22 protein-coding genes and 1 pseudogene are annotated in these 16,263 nt (G+C 66.7%); 18 read left to right on the forward strand and 5 right to left on the reverse strand.

The genetic code is table 11. The annotated features are described in order from the left end of the window. The first annotated feature begins 110 nt into the window (after nucleotides 1-110). Nucleotides 111-323, forward strand: coding sequence for a zf-HC2 domain-containing protein (locus NQK81_RS21625; RefSeq protein ID WP_257489543.1), 213 nt, complete (start codon nucleotides 111-113; stop codon nucleotides 321-323). A 111-nt stretch (nucleotides 324-434) separates the two neighbouring features. Next, a complete protein-coding gene (locus NQK81_RS21630) occupies nucleotides 435-1,004 on the forward strand; it encodes a VanZ family protein (protein WP_257489544.1) in 570 nt (189 codons plus the stop codon). Here NQK81_RS21630 and NQK81_RS21635 read toward each other — a convergent pair. The 3 genes from NQK81_RS21635 to NQK81_RS21645 form a co-directional block, all read right to left on the reverse strand. Continuing rightward, nucleotides 980-1,204 (reverse strand): heavy-metal-associated domain-containing protein, encoded by a 225-nt coding sequence (locus tag NQK81_RS21635; protein WP_257489545.1) that lies wholly within the window; start codon nucleotides 1,202-1,204, stop codon nucleotides 980-982. The two genes, NQK81_RS21630 and NQK81_RS21635, sit on opposite strands and share 25 nt — an antisense overlap. 15 nt (nucleotides 1,205-1,219) lie before the next feature. Continuing rightward, complete coding sequence (locus NQK81_RS21640) at nucleotides 1,220-2,275, reverse strand: urease accessory protein UreH domain-containing protein (RefSeq protein WP_257489546.1); 1,056 nt, start codon at nucleotides 2,273-2,275, stop codon at nucleotides 1,220-1,222. 99 nt (nucleotides 2,276-2,374) lie between these two features. Further along, nucleotides 2,375-2,839 carry a hypothetical protein gene (locus NQK81_RS21645; RefSeq protein WP_257489547.1) on the reverse strand — a complete coding sequence of 155 codons (465 nt, stop codon included), beginning with the start codon at nucleotides 2,837-2,839 and terminating at the stop codon, nucleotides 2,375-2,377. Between the two features lie 136 nt (nucleotides 2,840-2,975). Between NQK81_RS21645 and NQK81_RS21650 the strand changes: the two genes are divergently transcribed. The 12 genes from NQK81_RS21650 to NQK81_RS21700 all read left to right on the forward strand — a co-directional run bounded on the left by NQK81_RS21650 (nucleotide 2,976) and on the right by NQK81_RS21700 (nucleotide 11,806). Beyond that, entirely contained in the window at nucleotides 2,976-3,143 is a 168-nt protein-coding gene (locus NQK81_RS21650; protein ID WP_257489548.1) for a hypothetical protein, read from the forward strand. Then, nucleotides 3,140-3,646 carry a DUF2269 domain-containing protein gene (locus tag NQK81_RS21655; protein ID WP_257489549.1) on the forward strand — a complete coding sequence of 169 codons (507 nt, stop codon included), beginning with the start codon at nucleotides 3,140-3,142 and terminating at the stop codon, nucleotides 3,644-3,646. The genes NQK81_RS21650 and NQK81_RS21655 overlap by 4 nt, the downstream gene beginning before the upstream one ends. Nucleotides 3,647-3,655: 9 nt before the next feature. Continuing rightward, a complete protein-coding gene (locus NQK81_RS21660) occupies nucleotides 3,656-4,225 on the forward strand; it encodes a TetR/AcrR family transcriptional regulator (protein WP_257489550.1) in 570 nt (189 codons plus the stop codon). Between the two features lie 421 nt (nucleotides 4,226-4,646). Beyond that, on the forward strand, nucleotides 4,647-5,003 hold the full coding sequence (locus NQK81_RS45575) for a hypothetical protein (RefSeq protein WP_503827235.1): 357 nt from the start codon (nucleotides 4,647-4,649) through the stop codon (nucleotides 5,001-5,003). A 75-nt stretch (nucleotides 5,004-5,078) separates the two neighbouring features. Beyond that, the gene (locus tag NQK81_RS21665) at nucleotides 5,079-6,197 is read left to right on the forward strand and encodes a PLP-dependent cysteine synthase family protein (protein WP_257489551.1); all 1,119 of its coding nucleotides are present in this window, start codon (nucleotides 5,079-5,081) and stop codon (nucleotides 6,195-6,197) included. Continuing rightward, nucleotides 6,194-7,450: an MDR family MFS transporter gene (locus NQK81_RS21670; RefSeq protein WP_371878882.1), complete on the forward strand. Its 1,257-nt coding sequence runs from the start codon at nucleotides 6,194-6,196 to the stop codon at nucleotides 7,448-7,450. The genes NQK81_RS21665 and NQK81_RS21670 overlap by 4 nt, the downstream gene beginning before the upstream one ends. A gap of 49 nt (nucleotides 7,451-7,499) precedes the next feature. After that, nucleotides 7,500-7,910: a DUF6153 family protein gene (locus NQK81_RS21675; RefSeq protein WP_257489552.1), complete on the forward strand. Its 411-nt coding sequence runs from the start codon at nucleotides 7,500-7,502 to the stop codon at nucleotides 7,908-7,910. Between the two features lie 60 nt (nucleotides 7,911-7,970). Beyond that, nucleotides 7,971-8,624: a DUF305 domain-containing protein gene (locus NQK81_RS21680; protein WP_257489553.1), complete on the forward strand. Its 654-nt coding sequence runs from the start codon at nucleotides 7,971-7,973 to the stop codon at nucleotides 8,622-8,624. A gap of 279 nt (nucleotides 8,625-8,903) precedes the next feature. Further along, entirely contained in the window at nucleotides 8,904-9,257 is a 354-nt protein-coding gene (locus NQK81_RS21685) for a hypothetical protein (RefSeq protein WP_257489554.1), read from the forward strand. A gap of 155 nt (nucleotides 9,258-9,412) precedes the next feature. Beyond that, nucleotides 9,413-10,474: a C40 family peptidase gene (locus NQK81_RS21690; protein ID WP_257489555.1), complete on the forward strand. Its 1,062-nt coding sequence runs from the start codon at nucleotides 9,413-9,415 to the stop codon at nucleotides 10,472-10,474. 37 nt (nucleotides 10,475-10,511) lie between these two features. Next, entirely contained in the window at nucleotides 10,512-10,874 is a 363-nt protein-coding gene (locus NQK81_RS21695; protein ID WP_257489556.1) for a BlaI/MecI/CopY family transcriptional regulator, read from the forward strand. Beyond that, nucleotides 10,871-11,806 carry a M56 family metallopeptidase gene (locus NQK81_RS21700; RefSeq protein WP_257489557.1) on the forward strand — a complete coding sequence of 312 codons (936 nt, stop codon included), beginning with the start codon at nucleotides 10,871-10,873 and terminating at the stop codon, nucleotides 11,804-11,806. Before NQK81_RS21695 ends, NQK81_RS21700 begins: the two co-directional genes overlap by 4 nt. A gap of 8 nt (nucleotides 11,807-11,814) precedes the next feature. Here NQK81_RS21700 and NQK81_RS21705 read toward each other — a convergent pair whose 3' ends face one another. After that, a complete protein-coding gene (locus tag NQK81_RS21705; RefSeq protein WP_257489558.1) occupies nucleotides 11,815-12,159 on the reverse strand; it encodes an STAS domain-containing protein in 345 nt (114 codons plus the stop codon). A 103-nt stretch (nucleotides 12,160-12,262) separates the two neighbouring features. Then, nucleotides 12,263-13,699, reverse strand: coding sequence for an MFS transporter (locus tag NQK81_RS21710; protein WP_257489559.1), 1,437 nt, complete (start codon nucleotides 13,697-13,699; stop codon nucleotides 12,263-12,265). Between the two features lie 300 nt (nucleotides 13,700-13,999). Between NQK81_RS21710 and NQK81_RS21715 the strand changes: the two genes are divergently transcribed. From NQK81_RS21715 to NQK81_RS45580, 4 genes and pseudogenes are all read left to right on the forward strand, one after another. Further along, on the forward strand, nucleotides 14,000-14,557 hold the full coding sequence (locus NQK81_RS21715; RefSeq protein WP_257489560.1) for a carboxymuconolactone decarboxylase family protein: 558 nt from the start codon (nucleotides 14,000-14,002) through the stop codon (nucleotides 14,555-14,557). Beyond that, a complete protein-coding gene (locus NQK81_RS21720) occupies nucleotides 14,547-15,083 on the forward strand; it encodes a DUF4396 domain-containing protein (RefSeq protein WP_371878883.1) in 537 nt (178 codons plus the stop codon). The genes NQK81_RS21715 and NQK81_RS21720 overlap by 11 nt, the downstream gene beginning before the upstream one ends. 10 nt (nucleotides 15,084-15,093) lie before the next feature. Further along, the gene (locus NQK81_RS21725) at nucleotides 15,094-15,891 is read left to right on the forward strand and encodes an alpha/beta fold hydrolase (protein WP_257489561.1); all 798 of its coding nucleotides are present in this window, start codon (nucleotides 15,094-15,096) and stop codon (nucleotides 15,889-15,891) included. An 87-nt stretch (nucleotides 15,892-15,978) separates the two neighbouring features. Beyond that, a pseudogene (locus NQK81_RS45580) lies at nucleotides 15,979-16,210 on the forward strand (four-helix bundle copper-binding protein). Nucleotides 16,211-16,263: the final 53 nt, after the last annotated feature.

A 16,263-nucleotide genomic window follows, 5' to 3' on the forward strand; every position in this document is an offset into this window, starting at 1 on the left:
TGGAATACTAACCACGATAGTACCCAACGCGCAATCGTCACCCCTCTTCCACTCGCCAGCACTCTACTAAGGAGTATAGTAGAGCGCGGGTACTAGACCGAGGAGGCGCGATGGCCAACTTCTGCCCACTCGGCATCTCAGCGGCGGCCTATCTGATCGGCATCCTCGATGAGACCGAACGCGCGGACTTCGAACGACACATCCGGTTTTGCCGGAGCTGCCGCCAGGAAGTCGATGACCTGACGCCGGTCGTCCGACTGCTCCAAGCCATGAAGGCCGACATCGCGACGAAGAAGCGGGGCCGTCCTGCTCGGAGCCCCTGAGCCTCCTCTGAAACGACGAACGCCACACCGGCGATCTACCTACTAGAGCCCGTAGTAGTGAGGTCGGCGTGTGATCCGACCTCACCACGCGGACGACAGCGAGGAGCGACCGTGACGGTCTTCGGCACCCACGTGCCCATTTCGGGCTGGACACTGGTCGCCCTGGTCGTCGGCTGCCTGGCCAGCGTGCCGCTGGCCAAACTGCTCGCGGCGCGCACCGGCTGGCGCAGGAACGCCACCTTGGCGACGCTCATGCTGCTCGCCGCCAGCCTGGCCATCACCCTGACTCCCGGTGAAGACTCGGGCGTCTACGAGTTCCACCCGTGCCTGTCGCTCGGTACCGCGGACCCGATCGACGGTCTCCTGCATTCCGGCGGCGGACTCGGCGGCACTCTACTCAACGCTCTGCTGCTGCTACCCCTGACCTGCGCGGCAACCCTGGCGACCAGGCGGGCGCTGCCGATGTTGCTTTTCGCGTTCCTGCTCCCCGCGCTCATCGAGCCGTTGCAGACGCTGATCCCAGGCCGTTACTGCAGCCTGTCCGACCAGGCCGCCAACACGGTCGGCGCCGTGCTGGGCGTGGCGCTCGGCTACCTGCTGCTGCGACGAGCGAGCAGGCATGGATCCGATGACGCCACGCCCGAGCAGGCCCACGATCAGGGCCGTGGAGAGGCGCGGTAGCCCAGCCCCTCGATCGCCTTGACCACGTCGTCGACACTGCTTCGGTCCGAGTCCAGCTCGACGGTGCTGATTCCCTTTTTCACGGTCGTCTGTGTGCTCAGCACGCCGGGGAGGTCTTCCAGCGCGTCGTCGATGAGCAGTGCGCAGCTGCCGCAGTGCATGCCGTCGACCTGGAAGGTGACCTTCTCGGTTGATGCCATGGTGGACTCCTTGATTCAGACGACGGTGATGGCGCCGGTGTACATGCCCATGCTGCAGGCGTAATCCAGCCGCCCAGGCTGAAGGACACCCAGATCGATCCGGGTCTCGCCCCTGACGGGCAGGATCTTCTGCTCGTCCCGGATGACGAACGACCGCACGCAGCCCTGTGCCCCTTCCGTCTTGACCACCAGTGTGGTGGGTACCCCGGATTTCGCCTGAACGTTCTCCGGGCTGTAGGAGCCGGTGCGCGCGGTGATCACCACGGTCTGCTTCCCGTCCACTGTGGATGCGGCTCCGGTGTCGGCGTCGGCGTCCGAGCCGCCGACGGCTTGGGTGATGCGGCTGGCGGCCAGTGGTGATCCGGCGAGTTCCAAGCCTCCGTTGAGGGTGTAGAAGCCCATCGCCAGCACCACGAGCCCGGTCACCAGGGCGAGCCTTCCCTGCCAGGCGGTCGCGGCCTTGCGGGCGGCGTAGCCGAGGATCGCGAACAGCGGACCGGTTCCGAGTACGAACACCGCCATCGTCGCCGCGCCGGCGAGCGCGCTGCCCGAGGTCAGCGCCAGGGCTTCTACGGACAAGGTCACCCCGCACGGGATGAGGACGGTGGCCAGGCCGAGCAGTGCCGGTGCCAGCGCGGCTTGGGACCGAGCTCGGTTCCGGATGATCTTCATCCACGAGATCGGCGGTTCGACGACCACCCGGCGAAATCCAGGCACGCCGAGCTGCGCCAGCCCGAAGACGATGATCAAGAGACCGGCGCCGATCTGGAGCCAGGTGCGGGCGCCGACGGACAGTTCGACGGCGCCGCCGACAGCTCCCAGGAGCGCTCCGAGCAGCGTGTGCGAAACCAGTTTGCCGGCGAGGAACCCTCCGACCGGCGCGAGGTCGTCACCGAGCTGGGCGCGCCAACCCCGCTGATCCACCTCTTGGTCGGACCGGGCGCGGCGAACCGTTGGGGCGGTCGCCGCCTTTTGGCGGGTGATCAGCCCGGTCAGCAGTCCACCTTGGACCGCGGCACAGGACACACCACCGGCGAACAGGCCGGTGACGAGGACAGCAGCAAGATTCATGCGAAAAGCCTCCTGCGAGGAAGTAGAGAGAAGCCGATGATCGCTAGCCCGGCACAGCGACCGGAGCGAGCGGTCAGCCGTGGTGCGGGCAGACTTCTCCTACGCGCGCAGAAGGCAGAGTTCCTCGAGCCGCGGGGCCCGAGACCAGACAGCGGGGACCACCACAGTGCGTACTCGCCTGAAAGCGGTCACCAGGCCCCGCAACCGTGAAGGCGGCAACGCCGCGACGGCCGCGAAGACCGCGAAGACCGCGAAGACCGCGAAGAGGAAGGCAAGGCAGGTCGCCAGCGTCCCACCCAAACCCTGATGGTCGAGCATTCCGCCGCTTTCGGCCGCGCAAGGGGCGGCAACCCGCATCTCCGCTGATGATCCCTCGTGGCTCGCGGCGGAATCGCAGGCGATGTGCGTCTCTGCCTGGCCCATGCCGTGCGCCATCGGCATGACCATGCCTTCGGTGCATTGCAACCCGACCGCGAACGCCACCCCAGCGAGGACGGCCAGCACGGCGACAAACCGCGCGAGCTGTCCTCGCACGGCTGTCGTCTGGTGGGCTGTCCGCGTCACGACGGCGATGATACGGAGCCCGGTCGTCAATTCCGTGTTCGGCTCCCGCTTACGTCGATCACTTCGTCTCTAGATGTAGACAGAGTGTCTCCAAAAAGCTAGCGTGTGCGCTCGAATCCACCGAAGGGACGCCGCCGTGACCACACCACCCGACCGTCCGGACACTCCAGCCGACACCGAACCCGCGGATCGTCCGGGGCCAAGGCCCCGCTGGGTACTCGCGGTCGCGGCGGTCGCGATCACACTGCTGGTCGTCTTCGTGGTCCTGCACCTGGCCGGCATCAGCATCGGCGGGCACCGATGACTCCGAGACTGCGCAAGCTGTCGCTCACGGTTCACATCGCGACGTCGCTCGGCTGGCTCGGTGCCGTGGCGGCGTTTCTAGCACTCGCCATCGTCGGCCTGACCACCGAAGACATCCAGTCCGCACGGGCGGCGTACCTCGCGACCGAGATGGTGTCGTGGCTCGTGATCGTGCCACTGAGCCTCGCCGCCCTGCTCTCGGGCCTGATCCAGTCTTGGGGAACCGCGTGGGGATTACTACGGCACTACTGGGTGACGTTCAAGCTGCTACTCACGACCTTGGCCACGATCGTCTTACTGGTGCACACGCAGGTGATCGACCACGTCGCCGAAACAGCCGCGCAGCCTTCCTTGCCGCTGGAGCCGTTGTCCGGCATGCGGACCCAGCTCGTCGTCGACGCCGCCGCCGCGATCCTGATCCTGCTCGCGACCACGGCCTTGGCCGTCTACAAACCGCGAGGCCTGACGCGCTACGGGCAGCGCAAAAGCAAGGCGCGCGCGTAGGCTGATCACGTGCCCAAGATCTGGAGTGAGTCGATCAAAACGCACCGGCAGGCAGTGCGGGACGCGGCTTTGGACACCGCCGCCACCCTGGCCGGAGAGCGTGGCCTGACCGGCGTCACGATGTCGCACATCGCCGAGCGCGCCGGAATCGGCCGCGCGACGCTGTACAAGTACTTCTCCGACGTCGAGGCGATCCTGATCGCCTGGCACCAGCGCCAGATCGCTCGCCATTTGAACCTGCTCACCGCAGCGAAGGATCGCGCCACCGACCCGCTGGACCGGCTCACAGCGGCACTTGAGACCTATGCCCTGATCTCCCATGAACACCACGGCACGGAACTGGCGGCCTTGCTCCACCGGGGCGAGCACGTCGAACACGCCAGAGAGCATCTCAGGGGTTTCGTCGAGGCTTTGATCGCCGACGGAGCACGGTCCGGCGATCTTCGCGAGGACGTCCCGCCCGCCGAACTCGCCACCTTTTGCCTGCACGCGCTCACCGCGGCCGACGGGATGAAATCGAAGGCCGCCGTCCGGCGACTTGTCCAGGTCACCCTGGCCGGACTGCTTCGCCACCCGTGAACAACGGCGGCAAGGTAAAGACTTGCCAAAGAACTACTATTACACTTAGTATCAACATCGCCAGAGCGCTCTCGTGGCGCTCAGCACCGCCCGCGTCGTCCCTCCCCCCTGGCGACGCGCGTCGGCGGGTGCGGGGTCCCGCATGGCCCCGCATCCGCCTTTTCCTATCACTGACACAATATACTCAATCTGATTAATCGGCATTCCCGCATCTCGGGACATGCCAGATCACTCGATCACACTGCGTTCAATTAAAGTTCGCCAACAACTACCATGGGTAGTAGTCAGACGTGAAATCGAGTGAATTCTTCGCTACTAGTAGAACTAGTACGATCGAAGGTGGCAGACGGAAGTTCTTTGCTGATACGGTCCGGTAACCGTGAGGGGCTATCCGACTACGCCGCGTCGCAGAGTGAAGCCAATGCTGTGGCTCGTCACTCTGCTCTTTTGGCTTCTTTCATTGCAGCTGGGCCAATGTTTCCCGCAAGCACATGCCCACGCGGACGCGCATGTCGCCACCAGCGCCGCGACGCATGCCCCACTGGCCGGCGACTGCGAGCCCGAGCACCACGCGCACCAGCAACAGACGACCACGGACGCCATTCATCGCGGTACGCGAGGAACGGCGGATACGACGTGGCCGGCAATTCCCGTCGAGAATACGTTTACCGGATTATTCCGCTCACCGGTTCATTCCACTGGCCATGGGAGTCCAGGACGGGATCCGTGCTCCACCGGACGTGCTCTGCTCATCGAGATCTGTGTCACGCGAACGTGATCGGGCTGAACGACCCAGCCGACCCCGTTCCGTTCGACCGTCGCGCCCCGCGACGTTTCACTGAAAGAGATCTCGATGAGGACACCCTTGTCCGCCAGTGGCTCGACCGTGTCCGGGACCACCCTCCCCGGCCAACGGACCATCACGCACGGCCGCAATCCGGCTAATGCGGTCGGCAACACCCCGGTGCTGTGGATCGATGAACCGGACGCGGCGCCGGGCCGCGGCTTCTGGGCGAAGCTCGAAGGATTCAATCCCGGCGGCATGAAAGACCGCCCGGCCTTGCACATGATCGCCCGCGCACGCGAGCGGGGCGACCTGGCTCCGGGCGCGAGGATCGTGGAGTCGACCAGCGGCACGCTGGGACTCGGCCTCGCGCTCGCGGGAATCGTCTACGGCCACCCGGTCACCGTGGTCACCGACCCTGGCCTCGAACCCATCGTGCACCGGATGCTGGCCGCGCACGGCGCCCGTGTCGAGCTCGTCACCGCGCCGCATCCGACCGGGGGCTGGCAGCAGGCCCGCCGGGACCGCGTGCGGCAGCTCCTGGCCGAAGAGCCCGGCGCGTACTGCCCCGACCAGTACAACAACCCGGACAACGTGGACGCCTACAAGCCGCTCGCGCTGGAGCTGGTGGACCAGCTCGACCGCGTCGATGTCCTGGTGTGCTCGGTGGGCACCGGCGGCCACTCGGCCGGGGTCTCGCGGGTCCTGCGCGAGCGCTACCCGCGGATGAAGGTCGTCGGCGTCGACACCATCGGTTCCACGATCTTCGGGCAACCGGCGCGCCCCCGGTTGATGCGCGGACTCGGCTCGAGTATTTATCCGTCCAATGTGGACTACGGCGGTTTCGACGAAGTCCATTGGGTCGCACCGGCCGAGGCGGTGTGGACCTGCCGACGGCTCGCCGCGTCCCACCACGCGACCGGCGGGTGGAGCGTCGGAGCGGTCGCACTCGTCTCCGGTTGGCTCGCGAGGACCGAAGCCGCCGACACACGGATCGTCACGATCTTCCCCGACGGCCCCCACCGCTACTTCGACACCGTCTACAACGACGACTACTGCGCGGCGAACGGCCTGCTCGGACAGACCCCGGCGGACGAGCCCGACGTCGTCGACGATCCGGCCGACCAGGTCGTCGAGCGGTGGACACGCTGCGCCCACGTCATCGACCCGTCCGAGGTGCGGGCGTGAAGGATCTGGCCGTCAAGTTCCGGTCGTTCGACCGGCCTTCCCAGCTGTTGATGCTGAACCAGTTCACCATCAACCTGGGCTTCTACATGCTGATGCCCTACCTCGCCGGGCACCTGTCCGCGGATCTCGCGCTGGCGGGCTGGGCCGTGGGCCTCATCCTTGGCGTGCGGAACTTCTCCCAGCAGGGCATGTTCCTGATCGGTGGCACGCTGGCCGACAGGCTCGGCTACAAACCGCTGATCGTCGCCGGCTGCGCGCTGCGGACGGGCGGGTTCGCCCTGCTCGGCCTGGTCGATTCGGTTCCGGCACTGATCATCGCTTCGGCGGCCACCGGATTCGCGGGCGCGTTGTTCAATCCCGCGGTGCGGGCCTACCTCGCCGAAGACGCCGGTGAGGAGCGAAGGGTCGAAGCCTTCGCGTTGTTCAACGTGTTCTACCAGGCGGGCATCCTGCTGGGCCCGGTCGTCGGACTGGTACTGACGAGTTTCGCCTTCCAGGTCACGTGCCTCGTCGCCGCCGCGGTATTCGCGGTCCTGACCGTGCTGCAGATCCGGTCCCTGCCGCCTCGTTCGCGTACCAAGAGCGACCCGGCCGCGCGGACCTCGATCCGGCAGGACTGGGCGACCGCGTTCGGCAACCGCTCGTTCGTGTTGTTCTCGCTCGCGATGATCGGCTCATACGTCCTGTCGTTCCAGGTCTACCTCGCACTTCCGCTCGAAGCTCGCCAGGTCGGCGGGCCCGGAGTGGCGGGAACCACCCTGGTGGCGCTGCTGTTCGCGGTGTCCGGAGGGCTGGCGATCGCCGGACAATTGCGGATCACGGCGTGGTGCAGGCGACGGTGGGGATCCGGCAAGTGCCTCGCCGTCGGTCTCCTGCTCATGGGATCGGCGTTTCTCCCGCCCATGCTCACCTCAGGCGCGACGTCCGCCCCGGCGCCGTTGAGCTGGGCATCGCTGATTCTTTCCGCCGCGCTGCTCGCACTCGGGACCATCGTGGTCTTCCCGTTCGAAATGGACACGATCGTCGCTCTCTCCGGCGGCAAGCTGGTCGCGACGCACTATGGGCTCTACAACACCGTGGTCGGCGTGGGCATCCTGCTGGGCAATCTGCTCACCGGCACCGCGTTGGATCTCGCGAGAAACGCCGGTGTACCAGCGGCACCATGGGCCGTCCTCGCCGTTATCGGAGCCGGCTGTGCCTGGTGCCTGCGTGCGCTCGACAAGGCCGAACGCCTCACCCCGGTGGCGGTGTGAAAGCCGTGACCCCGCCGCATCCGCCTAAGCGGATAGGTAACCTTGGGTCATGACGGCGAGCGCGCTCAGCAGAACCCAGCAGGTCTTCCTGCTGGGCGTGCTCGCCTTTTGCCTCATGGCGATGCACCACCTCACGACGTCGACCGGCATGCCGGAGATGGCTCCGGCAGCACAGGTCACCAGCGCCGGGCACGGTGACGGAACCGCGGCCACCGAGCAGGATGGCGACCATCCCACCTCCCCGCACGACGACCACGGCTTTCTGCACCTGTGCCTCGCCGTACTCGGCGCGATCGGAGCCCTGATCGCCGGACTGGGACTGCTTTTCCGGTTCCGCCGAGCCCACCCGGTGTACCGGGCGGCCGAACCGGCCAGCCCCCGCGCCCCGCCGCCACCGTCCAGACCTCCGGACCGGCCCGGCAGGCAGATTTTGAACTCCTTGTGCGTGTTGCGCGTGTGATGGACGGGCTTCCTCGTCGACCACACTCATTTCAGCAAGACAAACAAGGATGTATTCACCATGCGCAAAACACTGATCGTCAGCGGTGTCGCCATGGCCGCCGCGCTTGTTCTCGCGGGCTGCAGCGGCAACGACGCCGGAATGTCCGGCATGGACCACAACAACAACTCGTCGGCGGCTCCGTCGTCGGGACAGCAGGCCGGCCAGAACGCGGATGACATCGCCTTCGCCCAGCAGATGATTCAACACCACAGCCAGGCACTGGACATGTCCAAGCTGGTGCCGTCGCGCAGCACGAACCCTCAGGTCATCGACCTGGCGAGCCGCATCGAGAAGGCTCAGGACCCGGAAATCCAGCAGATGAAGGCGTGGCTGACCGCCTGGGGCGCGAGCCCCGCTGCGAGCTCGAGCATGCCCATGGACCACGGATCGATGTCGACGACCCCCAGCGCGCCGACTTCCGGCATGGACCACGGCTCGATGTCCGGCATGATGACCGAGGCCGAAATGAAGGAACTCGAGCAGGCCAAGGGTGCCGACTTCGACAAGATGTGGCTCGGCATGATGATCCGGCACCACCAGGGCGCTGTGGACATGGCGAAGACCGAACTCGCCAAGGGTTCCAACGCCGACGCCAAGGCACTCGCCCAGAAGATCATCGACGCCCAAGAGGCCGAGATCCGCGAGATGCAGGGGCTGCTCCCGCAGGGCTGATTCATCGCCGCCGGGCGCTTTCCGCGCCCGGCGGCCGCTCACCGGGTCTCGACGGGATCCCTCGCCAGTAGGTACTATTACGTCTAGTACTACTTGCTGTAGATCTCTTCCGACTCGGACCACAGGTGATCGATGTCGCGTCATGCGCTCCGGATCGTCACACCGACCCGAAGCAACCTCGTGCAGCTCCTGCACTCATGGACACAGGAGCCTCGCGTTCTGCACATCGGCGTGGCAGGCGAGGATCTGAAGGCAGCTCTCGCGGATGCGGGATTTCTGTTGACCGTCACGACCAACGTGGACGATCTCGACATCACCTTGCCCGCCGGAACCTACTTCGACTCGATCTCGCTGAGCCCGGAAGCCTTGACCAGCAGGGAAAGTCTGCGCTCTCAGATTCACTTGCTGCGCAAGGCCGCCGAACACGTCACACCGGACGGCATCGTTCTCGCGGAAGTGCGTCCAGCGACGTCGCCCGCGCGAATCGAGCCACGGCACGGCGCGCACATCCACATCGCCGACGAGCTCGATCTGATCGCCGAGATGGCCGGACTGCGTCGCGTGCACCGTTCTCAGCTCATCGAAGACTCCCACGAAGAGACCTTGGTGAGCCTGTACCGGCGCAAGCAGTAGCGGCCATCACATTCCGGCTTCTCGCTACTCTATGCCACCCACCTAGTACTAAGTGAAATAGTGGACAAGTGCGGCTCGTTACCTTACGGTGACCCGCGGGCCTTCGGGGCGGTCCGCGACCAGCTCAAGAAAACACGACAGGAGATCCAGCACCCGTGACACCGCACCGACGCCGTACGGCTTCACTGCGCGTCCTGACCGCCGCCATTGTTCTCCCGCTCGGATTGAGCACGCTCCCCGCGAGTGCGCAGCCGGCGCCGCCACCCGCCGAGGCGCAGGATCCGATGTCTCGCTATCAGCGCCTCGGCGCCGACGCCGCGAAGGCCGAAGAGGATTTCTCCGCCGCGCAGGATGACCTGGCCGCGCGGAAAGCCACAAGCGCCAGGGCTGACGCCGATCTCGCCGCCGCCAACAAGGCGTTGGCGGACGCGGAGGGCTCCATCACGAAGTTCCGGGGCGAGGTCGACAAACTCGTCGCCGCGAATTTCCAGGGAGCGTCTTCAGTCAATCAGCTCGCGGCCTTGCTCGACAGCAACAGCCGGACGGAATTCCTGCAGAAGTCCGCGGCCATCTCTCTCCTGTCCGGCCAGAAGGCGGACGCGCTCGCCGGGCTGAGGACTGTGCTCGATCAGGCCGCCAAAGGCCGGGCACAGGCGACAGAAGCCCAGAAACGGGCGAGCGAGGCAACAGCGGCCGCGCAGTGGGCGGTGGACCAGGTCACCAACAGGAAGACCGACCTCGACCGGCAGATCAAGCAGGTTCGTCAGGCACTGGGAGCACTCCCGGCGCAGGACAAGGCCAAACTCGGCAAGGTCCAGGACAGTGGTTCTTATCTCGGTCCGCCCGGAGCGGCGAACGACGCACTGCAAGCCGCGCTGTCCAAAAGGGGCTCGCAATACGAATGGGGTGCCACCGGCCCCGCCGAGTTCGACTGCTCCGGCCTGACCTCCTGGGCCTACCGCCAGGCGGGCGTCAACATCCCCCGCACCAGCCGTCAGCAGTACACGGCCGGAAAGCCGGTCTCGCTCGACCAGTTGCAGCCTGGTGACCTGCTGTTCTATGACGACGGGACCGGCAATCCCGGTGCCATCCACCACGTCGGCATGTTCGTGGGCAGCGGGAAAATGGTCGACGCGCCGACCGAAGGACAGCTCGTCGACGTCCGGTCCATGAAGGGTGACGGGCACCTGATCGGCGCGAGGCGCATAGTCGGCTGACCAGGGCAGGACGGTATCCTTCCTGCCAGGAGGTGTCATGCGTCGGTTGGGCGAGCTTGAAGCCACGGTGATGGACGTGCTGTGGCGCGGTTCGGAACCCATGCTGGTCCGCGAGGTGCTCGAGGAGATCGCCAAAGAGCGGGAACTGGCGTACACCACGGTCATGACCGTGCTGGACAACCTGTATCGCAAGGAATGGGTCGTCCGCGAAATGGAAGGCCGCGCGTACCGCTACCGAGCGATCACTTCGCGTGAGGAATCCACCGCTCAGACTCTTCGTGACGTGCTCGACTCGGCGAGTGACCCGGAATCGGTGCTGCTGCACTTCGCGCAGTCGGTCTCCGAGGAAGAGTCGGACATCCTGCGCCGCGCCTTACGCCGAAAGCAGCGAAAGCGGTGATCCCCGCCGCCGCGCTCCTCCTCGGCGTCCTGATCGTCGGCTGGTGTTCCCCACCGGTACTGGCGAGGTTCGGGACGCCGCAGGGCAGCCCGGCGGCGGCGATCACCTGGTGGCTCATGACCGCGCTCGGCCTGCTGGTCGGCACGGTCGGCGGCGTACTCCTTCTCGCTCTGCCCGGTCATGGCCCCGCGGATCAGATCACTCGCTTGATCGACGCCTGCCTCTCCACGATCAGTCACGACGGGATACCGTCCCTTGACCTTGTGGTCGGCGGTACGGCCGGAGTTCTGCTGACGTTCGCGCTCCTCCAGCTGCTCCTGTCCTCGGTCAGGCGTCGTCAGCGCCGCAACCAGCTGCATGAGCGGCATCTCGACGCCTTGCGGCTGTCCGGATCCCGGTCATCGGATCGCGTCCGGACCTTGTGGCTACCTCACGAGCACCCGATCGCCTACAGCCTGGGCGGACGCCGCGCCATGATCGTCGCGAGCGACGGATTGCGAACCCGGCTCACCCCCGCCGAACTGCAGGCGGTGTTCGCCCACGAGAACGCTCACGTCCGGAGCCGTCATCACCTGCTCACCGGCTGTGCCGACGTGCTGGGCAGGACGCTGCGCTTCGTCCCGCTCATGCGCGAACTGCCGAAAGCGATCAGCCTCTTCGTCGAGCTGGCCGCCGATCGGACGGCGGCCGCGGAATGTGGAGCCGATCCAGTGCGATCGGCGTTGCTCACCATCGGGGCCACTGGCGGGCCGAAGAAAGCGCTCGCGATGTCCGGCGGTGACACCTCGATCCGGATCAGCCGGCTCGAGGATCGTCAACGGCTGCCCGTGCGGTCCGGCATGACCAGCGTCATCGGCGGTGCCGCCTGCCTGACCGCCCCCGCAGTCGTCGCCGTCGCCCTCATGGGGGCGTTCAGCCTGGCCTTCTGCTGATAGCCGGCTCAGCCGATCGGCAACAGGCCCGACAGTCCAGTACGCCGCAACAACCGGCGGATCGTCGCCGAGGGCAGGAACCGAAGGTCGATGCGGTCAGCGGCACAACGATTGTTGAGACCGATCAGAGTCGACAGGCCAGTGGAATCACAGAAGGCCACCCCGTTCAGATCGACAACCACGCTGCTCGGTACCGGGTCGAGTGCCTGGTTTAGCTCCGCATCGAGGAACTTGGTCGTCGCGAGATCGAGATCGCCGGACACGGTGATGATCACGTGCCCCGGGTCTGCCCTGGTGGTCACCACCGACAGCGGCTCCGCCCTGTCACCGCCGTCTGCGCCTGACACCGTCATTCCTTCCCTTGGGCCGCCTCGAAAATATCGCAAGGCCAGGTGAAACGCCGCGTGGAGGGCAGACCTCGAACCGGTCTCGCCCTCCACGCGGTGGTACAGCCGGTCATCGCACGACCGCCGGGTCACCTCCGGTGACTTCGCTCGGTGCGCTCCGGGGGAAGCGCAGGGTGGCCATGGCCAGGAAGCCACCCGCGATCGCGACGCCCGCGGCGCCGAGGAACGCGGCCGAGTAGCCGCCGGTCAGCGCGACCGGATCCCCGATCCGTCCCGCGCCGAAGGACACGCCGACCGCGGTCATCGCGGCGAGACCGAGTGCCGAGCCGATCTGGTACGAGGTGTTCACGATGCCGGACGCCAGTCCGCCTTCCTCCGGTTTCGCGCTGGAGATCGCGGTGCCCAGCGACGGGATGAACGCCAGCGCCTGACCGAGCGCCGCGACCAGTGACGCGGGCAGGACGTCGACCACGAAGTTGCCGGTCGGGCTGACGAACGACAGCCACACCAGCCCCGCGGCGAGCGCCCACAGACCACCGATGATCATCTTCTTCGGCCCGAACCGGCCGATCAGCTTCGGCGCGACCGCGACCATCAGCACGACGATCAGCACCGTCATCGGCAGCAACGCGGCACCGCTGGCGAAGGCCCCGTACCCCAGGACCTGCTGCAGGTACAGGTTCAGGAAGTACCACATCGGGATCCACGCCGCACCGAGCAGGAACTGCGCGAGGTTCGCGCCGCCGAGGTTCGGCGTCCGGAAGATCCCCAGCCGTACCAGGGGCACCTCACGCTTCCGCTGGATCAGCACGAACACCGCCAGCAGCGCGACGCCACCCACGAGCGCACCCCACGTGCCCACCGAGTCCCAGCCCGCCTCCGGCGCCCGGACGACACCGAACACGGTCAGCCCGAGACCCGCGGTCGCCGCGATCGCGCCGGCGACGTCGACCGAACCACGCCGGGCGGGCGCGGACGGCATCAACTTGCCGGTTGCCAGGATCGCGAGCAGCGAAATCGGGACGTAGAGCCAGAAAATCCAGGGCCACGACAGCCATTCGGTGATCACACCACCGAGGAACACGCCCGCGGTACCACCGGCGGGCGCGGCCGCGCCGTAGAGCGCGAGCGCCTTGGTCAGCTCACGGGGACGCGCGCCGAACAGCATCATCAACAGGGTCAGCGCGGACGGCGCGATCAGTGCGGCACCGGCACCCTGGAGTACCCGGCCGAGCAGTTCGACCCACGCGGTACCCGCGACCGCGGCGACCACCGAGCCGCCGAGGGTGACCACCCAGCCCGCGGTGAACATCTTCCGCGCGCCGAACAGGTCCGACAGGCGTCCGCCGAGCAGCAGCAGCCCGGCGAGCGCGATGACATAGGCGTTGAACACCCACGACAGATCCCCCGGGGAGAACCCGAGGTCCTGCTGCATCGCGGGGAGTGCGACGCCGATGATCGAGGTGTCCATGATGACCATGAACTGGGCCAACGCGATGAGTCCCAGCGCCCACCACCGTCGTGGGTCCGGGGTTGTCTCCGCCATGACGACCGTCCTTTCGGGGATCATATTACCCCTAGGGGGTATTGAGGACATGAACGTAGACCGGTTCACGACGGTGCGCAAGTACCCTTAGGGGGTATCGGTGTCGCGATCGTCACAGGTGTCGTTTTCATGGCAAAACCCGTTGCGCGACAAAGAGTCGTCACGTAGAACATCGAAGACTTCACCAGAAGATCGCCAGGGCGAGCCGCGCTCTTGGTCAACGTCGAACCATCGACGCTGGACGGATACCCCCTACGGGTATAAAGTTCCTGTGACCGACCATCAGTACAAGGAGGAGCCGTGCAGCGTCTTCAGTCGCTTGATCCGGCCAACGCGTCGGCGAAGTCCGCCGAGCTACTCGGCGACATCGTCGAACGGCGCGGCTCGGTAGGCCCGATGGTGGCCGCGATGGCCAACTCCCCCGCGCTCCTTCAGGGGTACCTCGACTTCTCGCGGGCCATGAAGCGGGTCAAGATCCCGCGGCCGCTGAGCGAAAAGATCTCGCTCGCGCTGCAGGAGTGGATCGGCTGCGCGCTGTGCCTGGACGCTCACACCCGCGCCGCGCTGAAGGCCGGGCTCACCGAGGCCGACGTCGCGCTGGCCCAGCAGGGCACCTCCACAGATCGACGGGAGGCCGCGCTGATCGCGTATGCCGTGCGGGTCCTCGCCGAACCGGCGTCGATCGGCGACGAGGACGTCGCCGAGTTGCGAAAGCACGGCTGGAGCGATCAGATCATCGCCGACACGGTGGGACTGGTGTCGCTCAACCTGCTGACCGGTTCGTTCAATCTCGTCGCAGGACTCGAACCCGCGCCTGCCGAGCAGTCCACAAAGGAGAAACACGACCATGTCGGTTGAGCACGACCACTCGCACCACGAACACCAGCACCACGGTGACCACGGGGGCCATGCGGGTAGTGGGGGCCACGAGCACCACCGGCCGGGCAAGGTCTCCTGGGGTATGGCGGCGTCGGCCACCCTGCACTGCCTCACCGGCTGCGCCATCGGCGAAGTGCTCGGCATGGTGATCGGCACCGCACTGGGCTGGGGCAACGTCGCGACCATCGTGCTCGCCGTCGCGCTGGCGTTCGTCTTCGGCTACGCCCTGACCATGCGCGGCGTGCTCCGCGCGGGCGTCGGCTTCAAGCAGGCCCTCAAGGTCGCCCTCGCGGCGGACACCGTGTCGATCCTCGTCATGGAGATCATCGACAACGCGGTGATGGTCGTCGTCCCCGGCGCGATGGAAGCCGGCCTCGCGAGCTGGCTGTTCTGGGGCGCGCTCGCGTTCGCGCTCTTCGTCGCCTTCCTGCTCACCACGCCGGTCAACAAGTGGCTCATCGGCCGCGGCTCCGGACACGCGGTGGTGCACGCCTACCACCACTAAGGTGTCCACAATGGAGATCACGTATCACGGCGGCGACGACTGTCCGCTCTACGCGGTCTCCCTCGGTTCCGGGCCACCCCTTGTGCTTCTGCACGGGGGTGGCCCTGATCATCACAGCCTCATCCCGCTGGCCGAGCGGCTGGCGGACCGGCACACGGTCATTCTCCCGGACGTGCGCGGCTACGGCCGATCGATCTGCACCGACCCCGTCCGGCACACCTGGACCCAGTACTCCGACGACGTCGCGGCGCTACTCGACCATCTCGGTTTCCAGCGCGCCGCCGTCGGCGGAACCGGGCTCGGCGCCACGATCACCCAGCGCACCTGCCTCGAACATCCCGGCAGGATTCGCGCCGCCATCCTGATCAGCGTCGAAGACATCGAAGACGACGAAGCGAAGCAAGCCGAGATCGCGTTCATGGACGCGTTCGCCGACCGTGTCCGGACCGACGGTATCGAAGCGGCCTGGGCGCCGATCCTGCCCGACCTCGCACCGGTCATCGGCGCGCTCGTGCGTGACGCCATCCCGCGCTCCGACCCCGCGAGCATCGCCGCCGCGGCCACCATCGGCCACGACCGCCCGTTCCGGTCCGTCGACGAACTCGCCGCGATCACGGCCCCCACCTTGGTCTTCCCCGGCATGGACGAACGGCATCCGGCCGCGCTGGCGGAGAACGCCGCCCGTGTCCTACCCAACGGCCATCTCGCGCCCGTTTCCCTGTCGAGCACTCTGCGCACCGCCGAAGACCTCGCCGAGACCTTCGCGCCCGCCATCCTCCGGTTCCTGGCCGAGCACCACGCCTACTAGGCGACATAGTGGTGCACGGGTTTATATCCACTCCAAACCTGTACGGCGTGCGCGGCCGCATGCCTCAGCGAAGAGAGCGTCGCCGAGCTGGTCAAGCGCGTGCGCACGAATCTCGATTGCGCGGGCATCTGCGCGACCACAGGACGGGTCTTATCCCGGCACACGGGCCATCCTCGAGGGATGTGCCGCCGCATGCAAAACGTGCGGTGACGAGTGCCAGGGACACGCGAGCATGCACGAACACTGCCGCGTATGCGCCGAAGCGTGCCGTCGCTGCGAACAGCCCTGGGCCGTGAGCGTGATCAGCACCCTGAGCTGATCACGCTCACGGCCCAGGGCCGACAAAGAGGCGCTCGTGCGGCACTGAAAGTG

The sequence above is a fragment of the Amycolatopsis roodepoortensis genome, assembly GCF_024628825.1.
In the GTDB taxonomy this organism is placed as follows: domain Bacteria; phylum Actinomycetota; class Actinomycetes; order Mycobacteriales; family Pseudonocardiaceae; genus Amycolatopsis; species Amycolatopsis roodepoortensis.